Genomic DNA, 14,717 nt, shown 5'->3' with positions numbered 1-14,717 from the left:
CGCAGGCCCTTAGCCCAGAACCGCACACCTTCAGTACGACGGCGCGGCTTAGTCCCCGAGGGGTACCGGCACCACGCCGTACTTAGCGAGGCGGGCCGCTCCCCCATCGGGCTCGTTGAGCACCCAGATACCTCCGGCGTGCTTGGCGATTTGGCTTTCCCAATGGCAGGCATCCTGGCCGTCCGCGGTTTTAACCGTCCAGCCATCGGCCAGGGTGATATTCTCCTGGGAGCCTGCGGTAAGAATCGGTTCGATGCACAGCACCATGCCGGCCTTGAGCCGGGGCCCGCGCCCGCGGGTGCGGTAGTTGAAGACCGTGGGGTCTTCGTGCATGGCCCGCCCGATGCCGTGCCCGGTGAATTCTTCCACGATGCCCGGTTCGGGATCTTGGGCTACCACGAAATCGTCGATAGCCGCCCCGATATCGGATACAAATTTTCCGGTGGCCATCGCGGCGATACCCACCCACATGGATTCTTCCGTAATATCGGAGAGCCGCTGGCGGGCGGCCATCTGCTTCTCATCCCCACCCGGAAGAACAATGGAGAAACAGGAATCCCCATTCCAGCCGTTGAGGAGCGCCCCGCAGTCGAAGGAGACCAAGTCTCCCGGCTCCAGGATTTCCTCTTCGCTGGGGATACCGTGCACCACGGTGTTATTCACCGAGATGCAGGTCTGGGCCGGGTAATCGTAATACCCGTAAAAATTCGAGACGGCCCCGTGTGCCTCCAAGACGGCCTTGGCGCGCTGGTCGAGCTGCGCCGTCGACATTCCGGCTTTCACGTGGGCGCGCAAGTCATCGTGAATCGCGCGCACCACGAGCGCGGCCTGGCGCATGCCCAGGATATCCGCCTCGCTGCGAAGATTAATCATCGGTGCGCCTACCGGCCCAGGAAATCGCGCAGCGCGCTATCAATCGCGGCCGCGACTTCCTCCACGGTACCCAGGCCATTGACGGAGACCACGAGCCCGCGGCTGGCGTAGGCGTCGATAATCGGCTTGGTGGTGGCGTGGTACACCTCGATGCGGTGGCGGATAACATCCTCGGTATCATCGGCACGGCCCTGCTCGAGGGCGCGCCCGAGGAGGCGCTGGACCACCACGTCGTCGTCGGCCTGCAATTCCACCACGGCGTCCACGTTCTTCTCACCGAGCATGGCATCCAGGGCGCTCACCTGGTCGAGGTTGCGAGGGTAGCCATCCAGGAGGAAACCGGCGGCCGCATCGGCTTCGCCCAGGCGCTCCTCCACCATCTGGTTGGTGACGGAATCAGGAACCAGCTCGCCCTTTTCCGAATAGGAGGCCGCCAGGCGCCCGAGTTCATCCTGGGCCTTGGCGTGCGCGCGGAACAGGTCACCGGTGGAAATCGCCGGGATACCGTAGCGCTGCGCGATACCGGCCGCCTGGGTGCCTTTGCCCGCGCCCGGGGGGCCAACCAAAATCAAACGTACTGACATGAGTGGCACCTTTCTGTGTTATCGATGCGGAGCGCCCGCGCGCCCCGCCTGAAAGAAGGGGCGAGGCCGCGTTAGCGGATACCGCCGAGGAAGCCTTCGTAGTGGCGCTGCTGGAGCTGGGCGTTGATGTCCTTGACGGTCTGGAGGCCCACACCCACCAGAATCATGATGGAGGTACCGCCGAAACCGGACTGTACGATGCCGAGCGCGCTGAAGAGCAGCAGCGGGATGAGGGCCACGATGGTGAGGTAGGTGGCGCCCACCCAGGTGAGGCGATTCGAAACAAAGTGGAGGTAATCCGCGGTGGGTTTGCCGGCGCGCACATTCGGAATGAAGCCGCCGTACTTCTTCATATTGTCCGCCACTTCGTCTGTATCGAAGGCGATGGAGGTGTAGAAGAAGGTGAAGGCGAAGGTGAGAAGCGCGTAGGTGAGGATATAGGCCCAGCCATTGTGCTGGAAATTGCGCTGGATCCAGATCACCCACGAAGAGTTCTGATTCCCGAAGGTGGAAATCATGGTGGGGAGCATGAGGATCGAGGAAGCGAAGATCACCGGGATAACGTTCGCCATATTGATCTTGATGGGCAGGTAGGTGGTGGACCCGCCGTAGGTGCGCCGGCCGATCACACGCTTGGCGTACTGGACCGGAATGCGGCGCTGGGACTGCTCCACGAAGGTAACAACCAGGGTGATGAGCGCGAAGACCACGATCACGATGAGGAGGGTACCGATGCCGTGCCCGGCGTAGATCTGACCCATCATCGAGGGGAAGCCGGCGCAAATACCCGTGAAGATGAGGATGGACATACCGTTACCCACCCCGCGTTCGGTGATGAGTTCGGCCATCCACATGATGAGGCCGGTGCCGGCCGTCATGGCGAGGATGGTCATGGTGTAGGTCCACCAGGTGGCATTCGGGATCACCGGTTCTTTGCAGCCGGCGAAAAGCGTGAAGTTCGCGGTGGCCACCACAACCGAGGACTGGAGCAGGCCCAGCCCGATGGTGAGGTAGCGGGTGTATTCCGTCAGCTTCGCGGTACCCGACTGCCCCTGCTTATGCAGTTCCTGGAAGCGCGGGATCACCACGCGCAGCAGCTGCACAATAATCGAGGCCGTAATATAGGGCATGATTCCGAGGGCGAAAACGGAGAGCTGCATCATCGCGCCACCTGAGAACAGGTTGAGCATATCGATGAGATCCTGCGCGCCCGACTGCTGCGTGGTGCACTCCCGAATATTACTCAGGCTCACGAACGGAGCCGGGATGAAGCTGCCCAAGCGGTAAATCACCATAATCATCATGGTGAAAAGCAACTTGCGGCGCAGATCCGGGGTGCGGAAAGCAGCTGCGAAAGCCTTAATCAAGATTCCTCCTGATGGTGACGGATCGCGCGGGGCAGTCCGTTATCGTCGAGAACCGTCGGGTGACGGAAATGGGGACAAGCGTATTTTCTGGGAAAGTACGTACGACGGCGCACCGGCCACGCTGCTTATTCGCCACTGAAAGCAATCTTTCCGCAGCAAAGCAATACTTCAGCAGGGCTGCCTGCGCCCAGAAAAAAGCTCGCCCCCGCCATAATAGCGGGGACGAGCAAATTTCGCACTGTTCATCCACAGAGTGTGGGTGAGTGCTCAGTCAAACGGTGGCCGTGCGGCCAGCGCGTATTACTTGGATTCGACCTGCGGCGCGGAGATAGAACCCCCGGCAGCCTCGATCTTTTCCTTAGCCGAATTCGACCACGCTTCCACTTCGACGTCGAGCTTGACGGAAATCTCACCGGTTCCGAGAACCTTGACCGGGGAGTTCTTGCGAACCGCGCCCTTGGCGACGAGATCCGCCGAGGTCACCTTCCCACCTTCGGGGAAGAGCTCGCCGAGCGCCGAAACGTTAATGACCTGGTATTCGACCCGGAACGGGTTCTTGAAACCGCGCAGCTTCGGAAGGCGCATATGCAGCGGCATCTGGCCACCTTCGAAGCCGGGACGCACGGTATTACGTGCCCGGGTACCCTTGGTACCGCGACCGGACGTCTTACCCTTGGATCCTTCACCGCGACCAACGCGAATCTTCGCCTTGTTCGAACCGGGAGCCGGACGCAGGTCGTGCAGCTTAATGATGGAATCCTTTTCTGCTTCCGCCATTAGTCAACCTCCTCCACCGTAACGAGGTGAGCCACGGCGCGAACCATGCCCTTCACCTCGGGGGTATCCTCGCGCACAACGGACTGACCGATCTTGCGCAGACCGAGCGTGCGCAGGGTGTCCTTCTGGCGCTGGATCGCACCAACAACACCCTTCACCTGGGTGATCTTAAGATTTGCCATTACGCACCAACTCCCGCGGCCGCGGCCTCATTTTCCGCCTTGGCGGCTTCGGCCTCTTCGATCTCGCGTTCCTTGGCTTCCGCTTCGGCGCGGGCCCGCAGCATAGCTTCGGGAACGACGCGCTCGATGGGGAGCCCACGCCGGGCGGCAACCGCTTCGGGCTGCTCAAGCTGCTTGAGGGCAGCCACGGTGGCGTGCACGATATTGATCGCGTTCGAGGAACCGAGCGACTTGGAGAGCACATCGTGAATACCCGCGCACTCCATAATGGCGCGCACCGGGCCGCCGGCGATAACGCCGGTACCGGGAGCGGCCGGGCGCAGCAGCACAACGCCGGCGGCGTCTTCGCCCTGCACCACGTGCGGGATGGTCCGCGCGATACGCGGGATGCGGAAGAAGTTCTTCTTCGCTTCCTCGGTACCCTTGGCGATAGCGGCGGGAACTTCGCGGGCCTTGCCGTAGCCGACACCCACGAGGCCGTTGCCGTCGCCCACCACCACGAGGGCGGTGAAGGACATCCGGCGGCCACCCTTGACCGTCTTCGCAACGCGGTTAATGGTCACCACGCGCTCGATATAAGCGTTCTTTTCTTCACCGCGACGGTTGTCACGGCGGTTCTCACGACGGTTGTCGCGGCGGCCGCGACGACCTTCGTTGCGATTTTCCCGGCCGTTCTGGGCCGGATCCTGCTGCTCTGCAGCCATTTTCCTCTGCCTTTCCTCAGCCGTTAGAAATCGAGTCCTGCTTCGCGCGCACCTTCGGCGACAGCTGCAACGCGACCGTGGTACTGGTTGCCACCGCGGTCGAAGACCACGGCGCTGATCCCAGCGTCCTTGGCGCGCTGACCGACGCGTTCGCCGACCTTCCGCGCGATTTCTGTCTTGGTACCCTCCGCTTCGCGCAGGTCAGCCTCGTAGGACGAGGCGGCCGCGAGAGTGCGGCCCACGACGTCGTCGATAACCTGGGCGTAAATATGGCGGTTGGAACGCGAAACCACGAGACGCGGCCGCGCGGCGGTACCGGAAATACGCTTGCGCAACCGGAAGTGGCGGCGCGCACGAGCGATGTACTTGCCCTTGCCCTTGATGGTAACAGCCATCACTTACCAGCCTTTCCAGCCTTGCGACGAATAACTTCGTCCGCGTACTTGACACCCTTGCCCTTGTAGGGTTCGGGCTTACGAAGCTTGCGAATCTTCGCTGCGGTTTCACCCACGAGCTGCTTATCGATACCCGAGACCGTGAACTTGGTCGGGGTCGTCACCGTAAAGGTGATACCCTCGGGAGCTTCGAAAAGAATCGTGTGGGAGTAGCCCAGCGAGAATTCGAGATCAGAACCCTTGGCGACCACGCGGTAACCGGTTCCGACGATTTCCATCGCCTTGGTGTACCCGTTGGTGACGCCCTCGATCATATTCGCGACGAGGGTGCGGGTCAGGCCGTGCAGCGAACGCGATTCGCGCTCGTCATTGGGCCGGGTCACCAGAACCGTATTGTCATCAACATTCACCGCGATCGGCTCGGCCACGGAGAGCGCGAGCTGACCTTTGGGGCCCTTGACGGTGACGTCCTGGCCGGAAACCGACACGTCGACGCCGCCGGGGATAGCGATGGGAAGCCTACCAATTCGAGACATTATTGCACCTACTTCCCATTACCAGACGTAAGCGAGGACTTCCCCGCCAACGCCCTTATCCTTGGCCTCGCGGTCCGTCATGAGGCCGGAGGAGGTGGACAAAATAGCCACACCCAGGCCGTCAAGAACGCGCGGCAGGTTCGTGGACTTCGCGTAAACGCGCAGGCCCGGCTTGGAGATGCGCCGGACGCCAGCAAGGGCGCGCTCACGGTTCGATCCGTACTTCAACGTGAGGGTGAGAGTCTTGCCCACCTGGGCACTCTCCACCTCGTAGGAGTCGATGTAGCCTTCGCGCTTCAAGATGTCCGCAATATGGGACTTAATCTTGGAGTACGGCATAGACACCGACTCATGGAACGCCGAATTGGCGTTACGCAGACGCGTCAGCATGTCTGCGATTGGGTCAGTCATTGTCATTTTGGGCTGTGGCCCTTCCTCGTCGCGGTTTCCGATGGACCTGCGACGTAGTCTTTACCAGCTGGACTTCTTAACACCGGGGAGTTCGCCGCGCAGGGCCAACTCACGCAGGCAAATACGGCACAGGCCGAACTTGCGGTAAACGGAATGCGGACGGCCGCACCGGTTGCAACGGGTGTACGCACGAACGGCGAACTTCTGCTTACCGGCGGCCTTTTGCTTCAGAGCGGTCTTTGCCATATTTAGGCCTCCTTGAAGGGGAATCCGAGATGCTTGAGAAGAGCGCGCCCTTCGTCGTCGCTCCCGGCAGAGGTCACCACGGTGATGTCCATACCGCGCACGCGATCAATCTTGTCCTGGTCGATCTCGTGGAACACGGTCTGTTCGGTCAGACCGAAGGTGTAGTTCCCGTTGCCGTCAAACTGCTTGGGCGAAAGGCCGCGGAAGTCGCGGATACGCGGCAGCGCGGTGGAAATAAGCCGGTCGAGGAATTCCCACATGCGGTCACCGCGGATGGTGACGAAGCACCCGATGGCCTGGCCTTCACGCAGCTTAAACTGCGCGATGGACTTCTTGGCCTTGGTGATCATCGGCTTCTGGCCGGTAATCGCCGTCATATCGGCGACGGCGCCGTCGAGTACCTTGGAGTCACGCGCAGCATCACCCACGCCCATATTCACCACGACCTTGACGATCTTGGGAACCTGGTTGACATTGACGTACTTAAATTCTTCCTGGAGTTCCGGGATGATGTGTTCCCGGTACTTCACCTTGAGACGGGGGGTATCGCTCACAGTTCGATTTCCTTCCCGCCGCGGCGTCCGATGCGCTCACGGACAATCTTCTTCTTGCCGTCGCGCTCCACCTCTACCTCGCGGTAGCCCACGCGAATCGGCTTGCCATCGTGAACGAGGGCAACGTTCGAAATGTGAATCGGTGCTTCAACGGTTTCAATACCGCCGGTGGTGCCGCCCCGCGAGGTCTGCCCCACACGCACGTGCTTCTTCACGCGCTGGACGCCTTCCACGATGACGCGATCACGCTTGGTATCAACGGAAAGCACGCGCCCCTGCATACCCTTATCGCGCCCGGCGATAACTTGGACGAGATCATCCTTCTTAATCTTCGCCATTAGATCACCTCCGGAGCCAGCGAAATGATGCGCATGAACTTCGCGTCGCGAAGCTCACGCCCAACGGGCCCGAAGATACGGGTGCCGCGGGGTTCGCCGTCGTTCTTCAACAGCACGGCTGCGTTTTCGTCGAACTTGATGTAGGACCCGTCCTTGCGGCGCGTTTCCTTAACTGCACGGACGACGACCGCCTTGACGACGTCGCCCTTCTTTACGTTTCCGCCCGGAATAGCATCCTTGACGGTGGCGACGATGGTGTCACCAATTCCGGCGTAGCGCCGGCCGGAGCCGCCGAGCACGCGGATGCACAAAAGTTCCTTGGCACCGGTGTTATCGGCGACGCTAAGCCGCGTCTCCTGCTGGATCATGTGTTTCTATCTCCTATTGTCGTGCCGGTTCTCGGATTCGAGCCTTGCCGAACGAATGGGTTCGCGCGAACTGCGCCGGCCCAAACGCCTTTGGCCCACATGCGAGGGCCGCCTGCGTTCAGGCCGGTCACATTCGCTCAAGCTAGGAAAGCCCTAACTACTTCGCCTTCTCGATGATCGTAACGACCCGGAAGTGCTTGGTCGCGGAGAGCGGGCGGGTTTCCATAATGGAAACCAAATCGCCTACGCGAACTTCGTTATTTTCGTCGTGCGCCTTCACTCGCTTGGTGCGGGTAATAACTTTACCGTATAGCGGGTGCTTTACGCGATCTTCAACTTCAACAACAACGGTCTTGTCCATTTTGTCGGAGACCACGTAGCCGCGCAGCGACTTGCGATGATTACGTGTTTCGGTGCTTGCGTTCTCGCTCATCTCATCCTCACTTACTGAGCGGCCGGAGCGGTTCGAATGTTCTTCTCCCGCTCGCTCTTAATGGTGTAAATGCGAGCAATCTCGCGACGAACTTCCCGCAGGCGGCCACTGTCCTCCAGGCGGTGAGTCACCGCCGAGAAGCGGAGGTTGAACAGTTCCTTCTTCGACTCGGCAAGCTTCTCGAGAAGCTCCGCGTCGGTCATCGCGTCGAGTTCCGCGGTGGTCAGTCCCTTAGCCATTACTCAACCTCCTCACGGGTGATAAAGCGGGTCTTGATGGGCAGCTTGTGCTGGGCGCGGCTCATGGCCTCACGGGCGAGAGCCTCATCCACGCCGGCCATTTCGAACATGACCCGGCCGGGCTTGATATTGGCAACCCAGGTTTCCACCGGGCCCTTACCCGAACCCATACGCACGCCGAGCGGCTTCTTGGTGAGCGGGCGATCCGGGAAGATATTGATCCAGATCTTACCGCCACGCTTGACGTGACGCGTCATGGCAATACGGGCTGCTTCAATTTGACGATTGGTGATGTAGGCCGGCTCGAGCGCCTGGATGCCGTATTCACCGAAAGCCAGCTGAGTTCCGCCCTTGGCCATACCCTTACGGTGCGGACGGTGCTGCTTGCGCCATTTAGTACGACGAGGAATCAGCATGAGTTATGCCTCCGTTCCGGTTGATTCCGGCGCGGCCACCGGAGCTTCGGCTCCGGCCGCCGGGCTCTGAGCCTGTTCGCTGCGGGCTTCCCCACGCTGGCCACCGCGACCGCGACCNCGGCGACCGCGACGATCCGAACGGCCCCCGCGCCCACCGCGCGGAGCTTCCGCGAGGCTGCGGTAGTACTCAGCGTCGGTCAGATCACCGCGGTAGATCCACACCTTCACGCCGATGCGGCCGAAGGTGGTACGCGCTTCGTAGAAACCGTAGTTGATATTCGCGCGCAGGGTGTGCAGCGGCACGCGCCCTTCGCGGTAGAACTCGCTGCGCGACATTTCGGCGCCACCCAGACGGCCCGAGCACTGCACGCGGATGCCCTTGGCACCGGCGCGCTCGGCGGACTGGATACCCTTGCGCATGGCGCGGCGGAAGGACACGCGCGAGGCGAGCTGTTCCGCGATACCCTGCGCCACGAGCTGGGCGTCAGCTTCCGGGTTCTTCACTTCGAGAATATTGAGCTGCACGGCCTTACCGGTCAGCTTCTCCAGATCAGCGCGGAGGCGATCAGCTTCCGCACCGCGCCGGCCAATGACGATGCCGGGGCGAGCGGTGTGGATATCCACAACCACGCGCTCGGCGCGGCGCTCGATGTGCACGCTGGAAATCCCGGCGCGCTCGAGCGTCTTTTCGATCATGTCACGGATTTTGACATCTTCGAGGACGTAGTCCGAGTAGCGCTGCCCCTTCTTGGTGGAATCAGCGAACCACTTGGAGCGGTGGTCGGTCGTGATGCCGAGACGGAACCCAATAGGGTTGACTTTCTGTCCCACTAGCGGGCCCTCCTCTGGTTCTTGGTCTTGGGCTTCTCGTCGGTAACGATAACGGTGATGTGACTCGTCCGCTTGTTGATGCGGTTCGCCCGGCCCTGGGCACGCGGCTGGATACGCTTCATCGTCGGGCCTTCATCGGCGTAAATTTCGCCAATGAACAGCTCGGACTCATCGAAGCGCTCCCCCGCCTGCTCGGCGGCGTAGCGCGCGTTGGCGATGGCCGACTCCACGATCTTACGAACCGGAGTGGCGGCCGCAAACGGTGCGAACTGCAGTACGTCAATAGCGTCCAGGGCGCGCCGGCCGCGGATGGTGTCCACGACACGACGGGCCTTCATGGGCGACACGCGCACGAAGCGCGCCTGCGCCTTTGCTTCCATAGTTCTGCCTTACTCTCTCGCTCGAGGCCCCGGCTTAGCGCCGGCGGCCCTTTCGGTCGTCCTTGTCGTGCCCGCGGAAGGTGCGGGTCGGGGCGAACTCCCCGAGCTTGTGGCCAACCATGGATTCGGTAATGAATACCGGCACATGCTTGCGTCCATCGTGCACTGCAAAGGTGTGACCCAGGAAATCGGGGGTGATAACCGACCGACGCGACCAGGTCTTGATTACGTTCTTGGTGTTCTTCTCGTTCTGCTCGTCGACCTTCTTGTAGAGGTGCTCGTCGACGAACGGACCCTTCTTCAAACTGCGGGGCATCAGCTAATCCTTCCTCAGCGCTTCTTGCCGGTCTTGCGACGGCGCACGATGAGCTTGTCGCTGGCCTTGTTCGGACGGCGGGTACGGCCTTCCTTCTTGCCCCACGGGCTAACGGGATGGCGCCCACCGGACGTCTTACCTTCACCACCACCGTGCGGGTGGTCCACCGGGTTCATCACAACACCGCGGACGGTCGGGCGCACGCCCTTCCAGCGCATACGGCCGGCCTTACCCCAGTTGATATTCGCCTGCTCGGCATTGCCGACTTCACCGACGGTGGCGCGGCAACGCACGTCCACGTTACGGATTTCACCGGAGGGCATACGCAGCTGCGCGTACTTGCCTTCGCGGGCAACCAACTGCACGGAAGCGCCGGCGCTGCGGGCGATCTTGGCCCCGCCCAGCGGCTTGAGTTCCACATTGTGCACCGTGGTACCGAGCGGGATATTGCGCAGCGGCAGGTTGTTGCCGGGCTTGATATCCGCATTCGGACCGGTTTCGATGAGATCGCCCTGCTTCACGCCGCGGGGAGCAACGATGTAACGCTTCTCGCCATCAACGAAGTGAAGCAGCGCAATGCGCGCGGTGCGGTTCGGATCGTATTCAATGTGCGCAACCTTGGCCGGCACGCCGTCCTTATCCCAGCGACGGAAGTCGATGAGACGGTACTGGCGCTTGTGCCCACCGCCCTTGTGACGGGTGGTGATGCGTCCCTGGTTGTTACGCCCACCGGTCTTCTTCAGGGGACGAACGAGGGACTTCTCCGGGGTCGAACGAGTGATCTCGGCGAAGTCGGCAACGCTCGCACCGCGACGACCCGGGGTCGTCGGCTTGTACTTACGAATTCCCATGAGTTCTTATTCCTCAGTTCCTCGAATCGCCTATTAGACGATTTCGCCGTAGATGTCGATGGAGCCTTCACGCAAGGTGACGATGGCCCGCTTGGTATTCTTGCGCCGCCCGATGCCGTTGCGCGTACGCCGGGTCTTGCCCTGGCGGTTCTGCGTATTGACGGAGGCAACCTTGACGCCAAAAATCGCTTCGACGGCCTGCTTGATTTCGGTCTTATTCGAACGCGGATCAACGAAGAAGGTGTACTTACCCTGTTCTTCGAGCAGCGCGCTCTTCTCCGACATCACCGGGGCGAGGATGACATCGTGCGGGTTCTTATTCCAGAAGTTACCGTTCTCAGTCATTACTTCTCATCCTTCTTGGTGTTCTTCTCCACGAACGCGCCGAGCGCGGCTTCGGTGAAGATAACGTCGTCAGCAGCAAGAACGTCGTAGCTATTGAGCTGATCAACGTAGAGGACGTGGATCTGCGGGAGGTTGCGCACGGAGAGCACCGAGGCGTCATCTTCACGCTGGACCACGACGAGCGCCTTGCGCCCCTCGTTCATCTTCTCGATGAGCGTACGCGCCGCCTTGGTGGACGGGGTCTCATCGGCAACAAAAGCGGTCACGGCGTGAATACGCTCGTGGCGAGCCCGGTCCGAAAGGGACTGCAGCAGCGCGGCCGCGATCATCTTCTTGGGGGTGCGCTGCGAGTAGTCACGCGGCTGCGGGCCGTGGACAACGCCGCCACCGACCCACTGCGGAGCGCGGATCGAACCCTGGCGGGCCCGGCCGGTCCCCTTCTGGCGCCACGGCTTCTTGCCGCCGCCGGACACCTGACCGCGGGTCTTCGTGGCGTGGGTACCGAGGCGAGCGGCAGCTTGCTGCGCGTTAACGACCTGGTGGACCAGCGCCATATTGAAGTCGAGATCAAAGAGCTGAGCCGGGAGGGTGGCCTGCGAGGTCACCTTGCCGGTTTCATCGAGAACGTCAATCTTGAAGTCTGCCATTGTTAGGCTCCCTTCACGGACGTGCGGACCACAACCGAGCCACCCTTTGCACCGGGGATGGCGCCAACCACGAGCAACAGGCCGTTCTCGAGGTCAACGGAGTGGATGGACAGATTCTGCACCGTGACACGGTCCTGACCCATGCGACCAGCCATGCGCAGACCCTTGAAGACGCGCGAGGGGGTGGCGCAGGCGCCGATGGAACCGGGCTTGCGGTGGTTGCGGTGCGCACCGTGGGAGGCCGACACACCGGCGAAGCCGTGACGCTTCATCACACCGGCGAAGCCCTTACCGCGGGAGGTACCGATAACGTCAACGGACTGACCGGCTTCGAAGATATCCGCGGTCAGTTCCTGCCCGAGCGTGTATTCACTGGCATCGGGGGTGCGGATTTCCGCCAGCTTCTTGCGCGGCGTAACACCGGCCTTAGCGAAGTGGCCCTGGAGCGGCTTGGTGACGTTCTTCGTCTTTTCATCGCCCGAGGCGAGCTGCACGGCGGAATAGCCGTCAACCTCGGGGGTGCGAACCTGGGTCACCACATTGGTGCCCACGCGCACAACGGTAATGGGAAGGAGGCGCCCGTCCTCATCCCAGAGCTGGGTCATCCCCAGCTTCGTGCCCAGCAACGCCTTCACGGGCTTGCTGGCAACAGCTTGCTTGGAGTTCATTGCGTATTACCTCAGAGCTTGATTTCCACGTTGACGTCAGCCGGAAGATCGAGACGGCGCAGGCTGTCAATCGTCTTCAGGGTGGGATCCACGATGTCAATAAGGCGCTTGTGTGTGCGCATCTCAAAGTGATCGCGGGAGTCCTTGTACTTGTGGGGCGAGCGGATAACGCAAAAAACGTTTTTTTCCGTCGGCAGCGGGACGGGTCCCACCACGGTCGCGCCGGTACGCGCAACTTCATCGACGAGCTTCTTGGCCGCGCTATCAATGACCTCGTGGTCATATGACTTCAGCCGAATGCGGATCTTCTGTCCCGCCATGGCGCGTCTACCTCTCTTTAGCTTCGGTGCCCGGTACCCGCACTCGGGCGTGTCGTACCGGAGGTAAATCTAGTAGCCATGCCCTATGTGAGGTTACGGAGAACCCTTTATACGATAATCGGCGTTGGGTAACCGATTAAGTTCCTTCGCTCGTAATCCGAGCAACTTGTTAAGTATGCCAAAAACTTCGGCGTACTTTCAAGACTTTCACGGCGAACGTGCGCCGTTTCTCATTCCCAGCGAGCCCGAAGGCCTGCCGGCACGGGTAAAAATTTTACCGAAAGGCCGCGTTTCGTGCAAGAAACGGTTGCGGTGAAGCGCTTCACGTCGCGGTACGACGACGCCGCAGCCTCCCGGACTCTCGGCCACGCGGGCCGCCAGCGGCGCCGTCGCCCCACCCTTGCCCCGGATGCCGCCACCACCTAGCATGGCCTTAAGTGATCTACATCGCTTAGCAGCGCGGATGCTGCGGGCGGGTGATCATCCACCATACCGAGGAGGTAGACAAAGATGTCCTATCGATCAACAAATCCCTATACCGGTGAGGTGCTCGCCGAGTTCCCCTATGCCACCGATGCCGAGGTGGATAAGGCCCTCGAGCTGGCCCACGAAACATTCCAGACGTGGAGCCGCACCTCCATCGCCGAACGCGCCGCTATTTTGCGCCGCGCCGCGGATATCGCGGAAGAACGCGCGAGCGAACTCGGGGCGCTGGCCACCCTGGAAATGGGCAAACTCATTGGGGAAGCCACCGGGGAAGCCGGCGGCACCGTTCCAACAATGCTGCGTTGGCTCGCTGATGAAGCGGAAAATATTTTAGCTCCGCGCCCTGTCAGCTCCACCGCCGCACCTTTTGAAGGCTATATTGACTATCGCCCGGAGGGCGTCGTCGTCGAAATTGAACCGTGGAACTTCCCGTACTACCAGGCCATTCGCGGTTTCGCGCCCGCAATGCTCTGCGGCAACACGGTTATCCTCAAGCACGCGTCGATTTTGCCGCAATGCGCCGCAGCGATTGTCCAGGTGCTCTACGATGCCGGGCTGCCGCGCGGGGTATGGCAAAATCTCTACGCCACCCACGCGCAGGTGGAGCGGCTCATCAGCGACGACCGGGTACGCATTGTTACGCTCACCGGCTCAGAAGCTGCGGGAGCGAAAATCGCGCAGCTCGCGTCCCGGCACCTGAAGAAATCCGTGATGGAACTGGGTGGTTCCGATCCCTTTATTGTTTTGGACGACGCCGATATTGAGGCCACCATCCAGCTGGCAATTATGGGACGCTGCTTCAATGCCGGCCAGGTATGCGCCTCCCCCAAACGCATGATCGTTCCCGATGCGCTCTATGACCGTTTCGTTACCGGCCTCAAGGAGAGCACCGCGCAGCTGCGGCCCGGGGACCCGGCAGCAGAAGACACCACCGTGCCGCCCATGTCGTCCCGCGAGCAGGCCGCCACGGTCAATGATCAGATTCGGCGGGCTATCGAAGGCGGGGCGAGCGCCACTCCCCTGGGCCATATCGTTCCCGAGGGAGATACCTGGGTGCAGCCCACCCTGCTCGAAAACGTGGAGCGGGATAACCCCCTCTTCTACGAGGAGATTTTCGGGCCGGTCTGGAGCGTGTACCGGGTATCCTCGGAAGAAGAAGCAATCCGACTGGCTAATGATTCGTGCTACGGGCTGGGCGGAACGGTTCATTCGGTAGACGTTGCGCATGCCGCGCGCGTTGCCGCCCGGGTAGATACCGGCACCGTTGCTATTAACTCCCCGGTTCCCGCTGTTCCCGCCGGCATGCCTTTCGGCGGTGTCAAGCGCTCCGGTTTCGGGCGCGAGATGGGCTACGAAGGGGTACGCGAATTCGCCAATATCCAGTCGATTCTTCTCCCGGAGGGAATCTCCGCGGCGGAGTTCCTCTCCTCGCTTTCAGGAAAGGAGTAAG

At 61.3% G+C, this 14,717-nt stretch carries 26 protein-coding genes; 2 read left to right on the top strand and 24 right to left on the bottom strand.

The genetic code is table 11. From position 1 onward, the window contains the following. Positions 1 to 48: 48 nt before the first annotated feature. From map to rpsJ, 24 genes are all read right to left on the bottom strand, one after another. Positions 49 to 873, bottom strand: a complete 825-nt coding sequence (gene map / locus CZ322_RS05635) for a type I methionyl aminopeptidase (RefSeq protein ID WP_087070542.1) — start codon at positions 871 to 873, stop codon at positions 49 to 51. An 8-nt stretch (positions 874 to 881) separates the two neighbouring features. After that, entirely contained in the window at positions 882 to 1,457 is a 576-nt protein-coding gene (locus CZ322_RS05630) for an adenylate kinase (protein WP_026428272.1), read from the bottom strand. A gap of 71 nt (positions 1,458 to 1,528) precedes the next feature. Beyond that, complete coding sequence (secY, locus tag CZ322_RS05625; protein ID WP_026428273.1) at positions 1,529 to 2,824, bottom strand: preprotein translocase subunit SecY; 1,296 nt, start codon at positions 2,822 to 2,824, stop codon at positions 1,529 to 1,531. A gap of 300 nt (positions 2,825 to 3,124) precedes the next feature. Beyond that, entirely contained in the window at positions 3,125 to 3,601 is a 477-nt protein-coding gene (gene rplO / locus CZ322_RS05620; RefSeq protein ID WP_087070541.1) for a 50S ribosomal protein L15, read from the bottom strand. Then, entirely contained in the window at positions 3,601 to 3,783 is a 183-nt protein-coding gene (gene rpmD, locus CZ322_RS05615) for a 50S ribosomal protein L30 (protein WP_026428275.1), read from the bottom strand. The genes rplO and rpmD overlap by 1 nt, the downstream gene beginning before the upstream one ends. Next, positions 3,783 to 4,487, bottom strand: a complete 705-nt coding sequence (gene rpsE, locus CZ322_RS05610) for a 30S ribosomal protein S5 (protein WP_026428276.1) — start codon at positions 4,485 to 4,487, stop codon at positions 3,783 to 3,785. The genes rpmD and rpsE overlap by 1 nt, the downstream gene beginning before the upstream one ends. A gap of 23 nt (positions 4,488 to 4,510) precedes the next feature. After that, a complete protein-coding gene (gene rplR / locus CZ322_RS05605; protein ID WP_016443087.1) occupies positions 4,511 to 4,882 on the bottom strand; it encodes a 50S ribosomal protein L18 in 372 nt (123 codons plus the stop codon). Next, the gene (rplF, locus tag CZ322_RS05600; RefSeq protein ID WP_026428277.1) at positions 4,882 to 5,418 is read right to left on the bottom strand and encodes a 50S ribosomal protein L6; all 537 of its coding nucleotides are present in this window, start codon (positions 5,416 to 5,418) and stop codon (positions 4,882 to 4,884) included. The genes rplR and rplF overlap by 1 nt, the downstream gene beginning before the upstream one ends. 18 nt (positions 5,419 to 5,436) lie before the next feature. Continuing rightward, positions 5,437 to 5,835 (bottom strand): 30S ribosomal protein S8, encoded by a 399-nt coding sequence (gene rpsH / locus CZ322_RS05595; RefSeq protein ID WP_026428278.1) that lies wholly within the window; start codon positions 5,833 to 5,835, stop codon positions 5,437 to 5,439. 54 nt (positions 5,836 to 5,889) lie between these two features. Next, on the bottom strand, positions 5,890 to 6,075 hold the full coding sequence (locus CZ322_RS05590; RefSeq protein ID WP_016443090.1) for a type Z 30S ribosomal protein S14: 186 nt from the start codon (positions 6,073 to 6,075) through the stop codon (positions 5,890 to 5,892). Positions 6,076 to 6,077: 2 nt separating this feature from the next. Beyond that, the gene (gene rplE / locus CZ322_RS05585; RefSeq protein WP_016443091.1) at positions 6,078 to 6,629 is read right to left on the bottom strand and encodes a 50S ribosomal protein L5; all 552 of its coding nucleotides are present in this window, start codon (positions 6,627 to 6,629) and stop codon (positions 6,078 to 6,080) included. After that, positions 6,626 to 6,967: a 50S ribosomal protein L24 gene (gene rplX, locus CZ322_RS05580; RefSeq protein ID WP_016443092.1), complete on the bottom strand. Its 342-nt coding sequence runs from the start codon at positions 6,965 to 6,967 to the stop codon at positions 6,626 to 6,628. The genes rplE and rplX overlap by 4 nt, the downstream gene beginning before the upstream one ends. Further along, a complete protein-coding gene (gene rplN / locus CZ322_RS05575; protein ID WP_016443093.1) occupies positions 6,967 to 7,335 on the bottom strand; it encodes a 50S ribosomal protein L14 in 369 nt (122 codons plus the stop codon). The genes rplX and rplN overlap by 1 nt, the downstream gene beginning before the upstream one ends. Before the next feature lie 157 nt (positions 7,336 to 7,492). Continuing rightward, positions 7,493 to 7,768, bottom strand: a complete 276-nt coding sequence (gene rpsQ / locus CZ322_RS05570; RefSeq protein WP_026428279.1) for a 30S ribosomal protein S17 — start codon at positions 7,766 to 7,768, stop codon at positions 7,493 to 7,495. Between the two features lie 11 nt (positions 7,769 to 7,779). Beyond that, on the bottom strand, positions 7,780 to 8,007 hold the full coding sequence (rpmC, locus tag CZ322_RS05565; RefSeq protein ID WP_016443095.1) for a 50S ribosomal protein L29: 228 nt from the start codon (positions 8,005 to 8,007) through the stop codon (positions 7,780 to 7,782). Beyond that, entirely contained in the window at positions 8,007 to 8,423 is a 417-nt protein-coding gene (rplP, locus tag CZ322_RS05560) for a 50S ribosomal protein L16 (protein WP_016443096.1), read from the bottom strand. The genes rpmC and rplP overlap by 1 nt, the downstream gene beginning before the upstream one ends. Before the next feature lie 3 nt (positions 8,424 to 8,426). Further along, positions 8,427 to 9,254, bottom strand: coding sequence for a 30S ribosomal protein S3 (gene rpsC / locus CZ322_RS05555; protein WP_087070540.1), 828 nt, complete (start codon positions 9,252 to 9,254; stop codon positions 8,427 to 8,429). After that, positions 9,254 to 9,634 carry a 50S ribosomal protein L22 gene (gene rplV, locus CZ322_RS05550; protein ID WP_016443098.1) on the bottom strand — a complete coding sequence of 127 codons (381 nt, stop codon included), beginning with the start codon at positions 9,632 to 9,634 and terminating at the stop codon, positions 9,254 to 9,256. The genes rpsC and rplV overlap by 1 nt, the downstream gene beginning before the upstream one ends. A gap of 34 nt (positions 9,635 to 9,668) precedes the next feature. Further along, positions 9,669 to 9,950: a 30S ribosomal protein S19 gene (gene rpsS / locus CZ322_RS05545; protein ID WP_026428282.1), complete on the bottom strand. Its 282-nt coding sequence runs from the start codon at positions 9,948 to 9,950 to the stop codon at positions 9,669 to 9,671. A 14-nt stretch (positions 9,951 to 9,964) separates the two neighbouring features. Beyond that, positions 9,965 to 10,801 (bottom strand): 50S ribosomal protein L2, encoded by an 837-nt coding sequence (gene rplB / locus CZ322_RS05540; RefSeq protein ID WP_026428283.1) that lies wholly within the window; start codon positions 10,799 to 10,801, stop codon positions 9,965 to 9,967. A gap of 33 nt (positions 10,802 to 10,834) precedes the next feature. Further along, positions 10,835 to 11,146, bottom strand: coding sequence for a 50S ribosomal protein L23 (gene rplW / locus CZ322_RS05535; protein ID WP_016443101.1), 312 nt, complete (start codon positions 11,144 to 11,146; stop codon positions 10,835 to 10,837). Continuing rightward, a complete protein-coding gene (gene rplD, locus CZ322_RS05530; RefSeq protein WP_087070539.1) occupies positions 11,146 to 11,793 on the bottom strand; it encodes a 50S ribosomal protein L4 in 648 nt (215 codons plus the stop codon). Before rplD ends, rplW begins: the two co-directional genes overlap by 1 nt. Before the next feature lie 2 nt (positions 11,794 to 11,795). Further along, entirely contained in the window at positions 11,796 to 12,461 is a 666-nt protein-coding gene (gene rplC / locus CZ322_RS05525; protein ID WP_016443103.1) for a 50S ribosomal protein L3, read from the bottom strand. 11 nt (positions 12,462 to 12,472) lie between these two features. Continuing rightward, positions 12,473 to 12,781 carry a 30S ribosomal protein S10 gene (gene rpsJ, locus CZ322_RS05520; protein ID WP_016443104.1) on the bottom strand — a complete coding sequence of 103 codons (309 nt, stop codon included), beginning with the start codon at positions 12,779 to 12,781 and terminating at the stop codon, positions 12,473 to 12,475. A 294-nt stretch (positions 12,782 to 13,075) separates the two neighbouring features. On the opposite strand from rpsJ, the gene CZ322_RS10335 reads away from it, so the two are divergent. Together CZ322_RS10335 and CZ322_RS05515 are read left to right on the top strand one after the other, a co-directional pair. Then, on the top strand, positions 13,076 to 13,207 hold the full coding sequence (locus CZ322_RS10335; RefSeq protein WP_257960040.1) for a hypothetical protein: 132 nt from the start codon (positions 13,076 to 13,078) through the stop codon (positions 13,205 to 13,207). 84 nt (positions 13,208 to 13,291) lie between these two features. After that, entirely contained in the window at positions 13,292 to 14,716 is a 1,425-nt protein-coding gene (locus CZ322_RS05515) for an aldehyde dehydrogenase family protein (protein ID WP_087070538.1), read from the top strand. The last annotated feature ends 1 nt before the right edge of the window (position 14,717 follow it).

Source organism: Actinotignum timonense (assembly GCF_900155575.1).
GTDB classification, from domain to species: Bacteria; Actinomycetota; Actinomycetes; order Actinomycetales; family Actinomycetaceae; genus Actinotignum; species Actinotignum timonense.
This window is presented reverse-complemented; position numbering and strand designations above follow the sequence as displayed.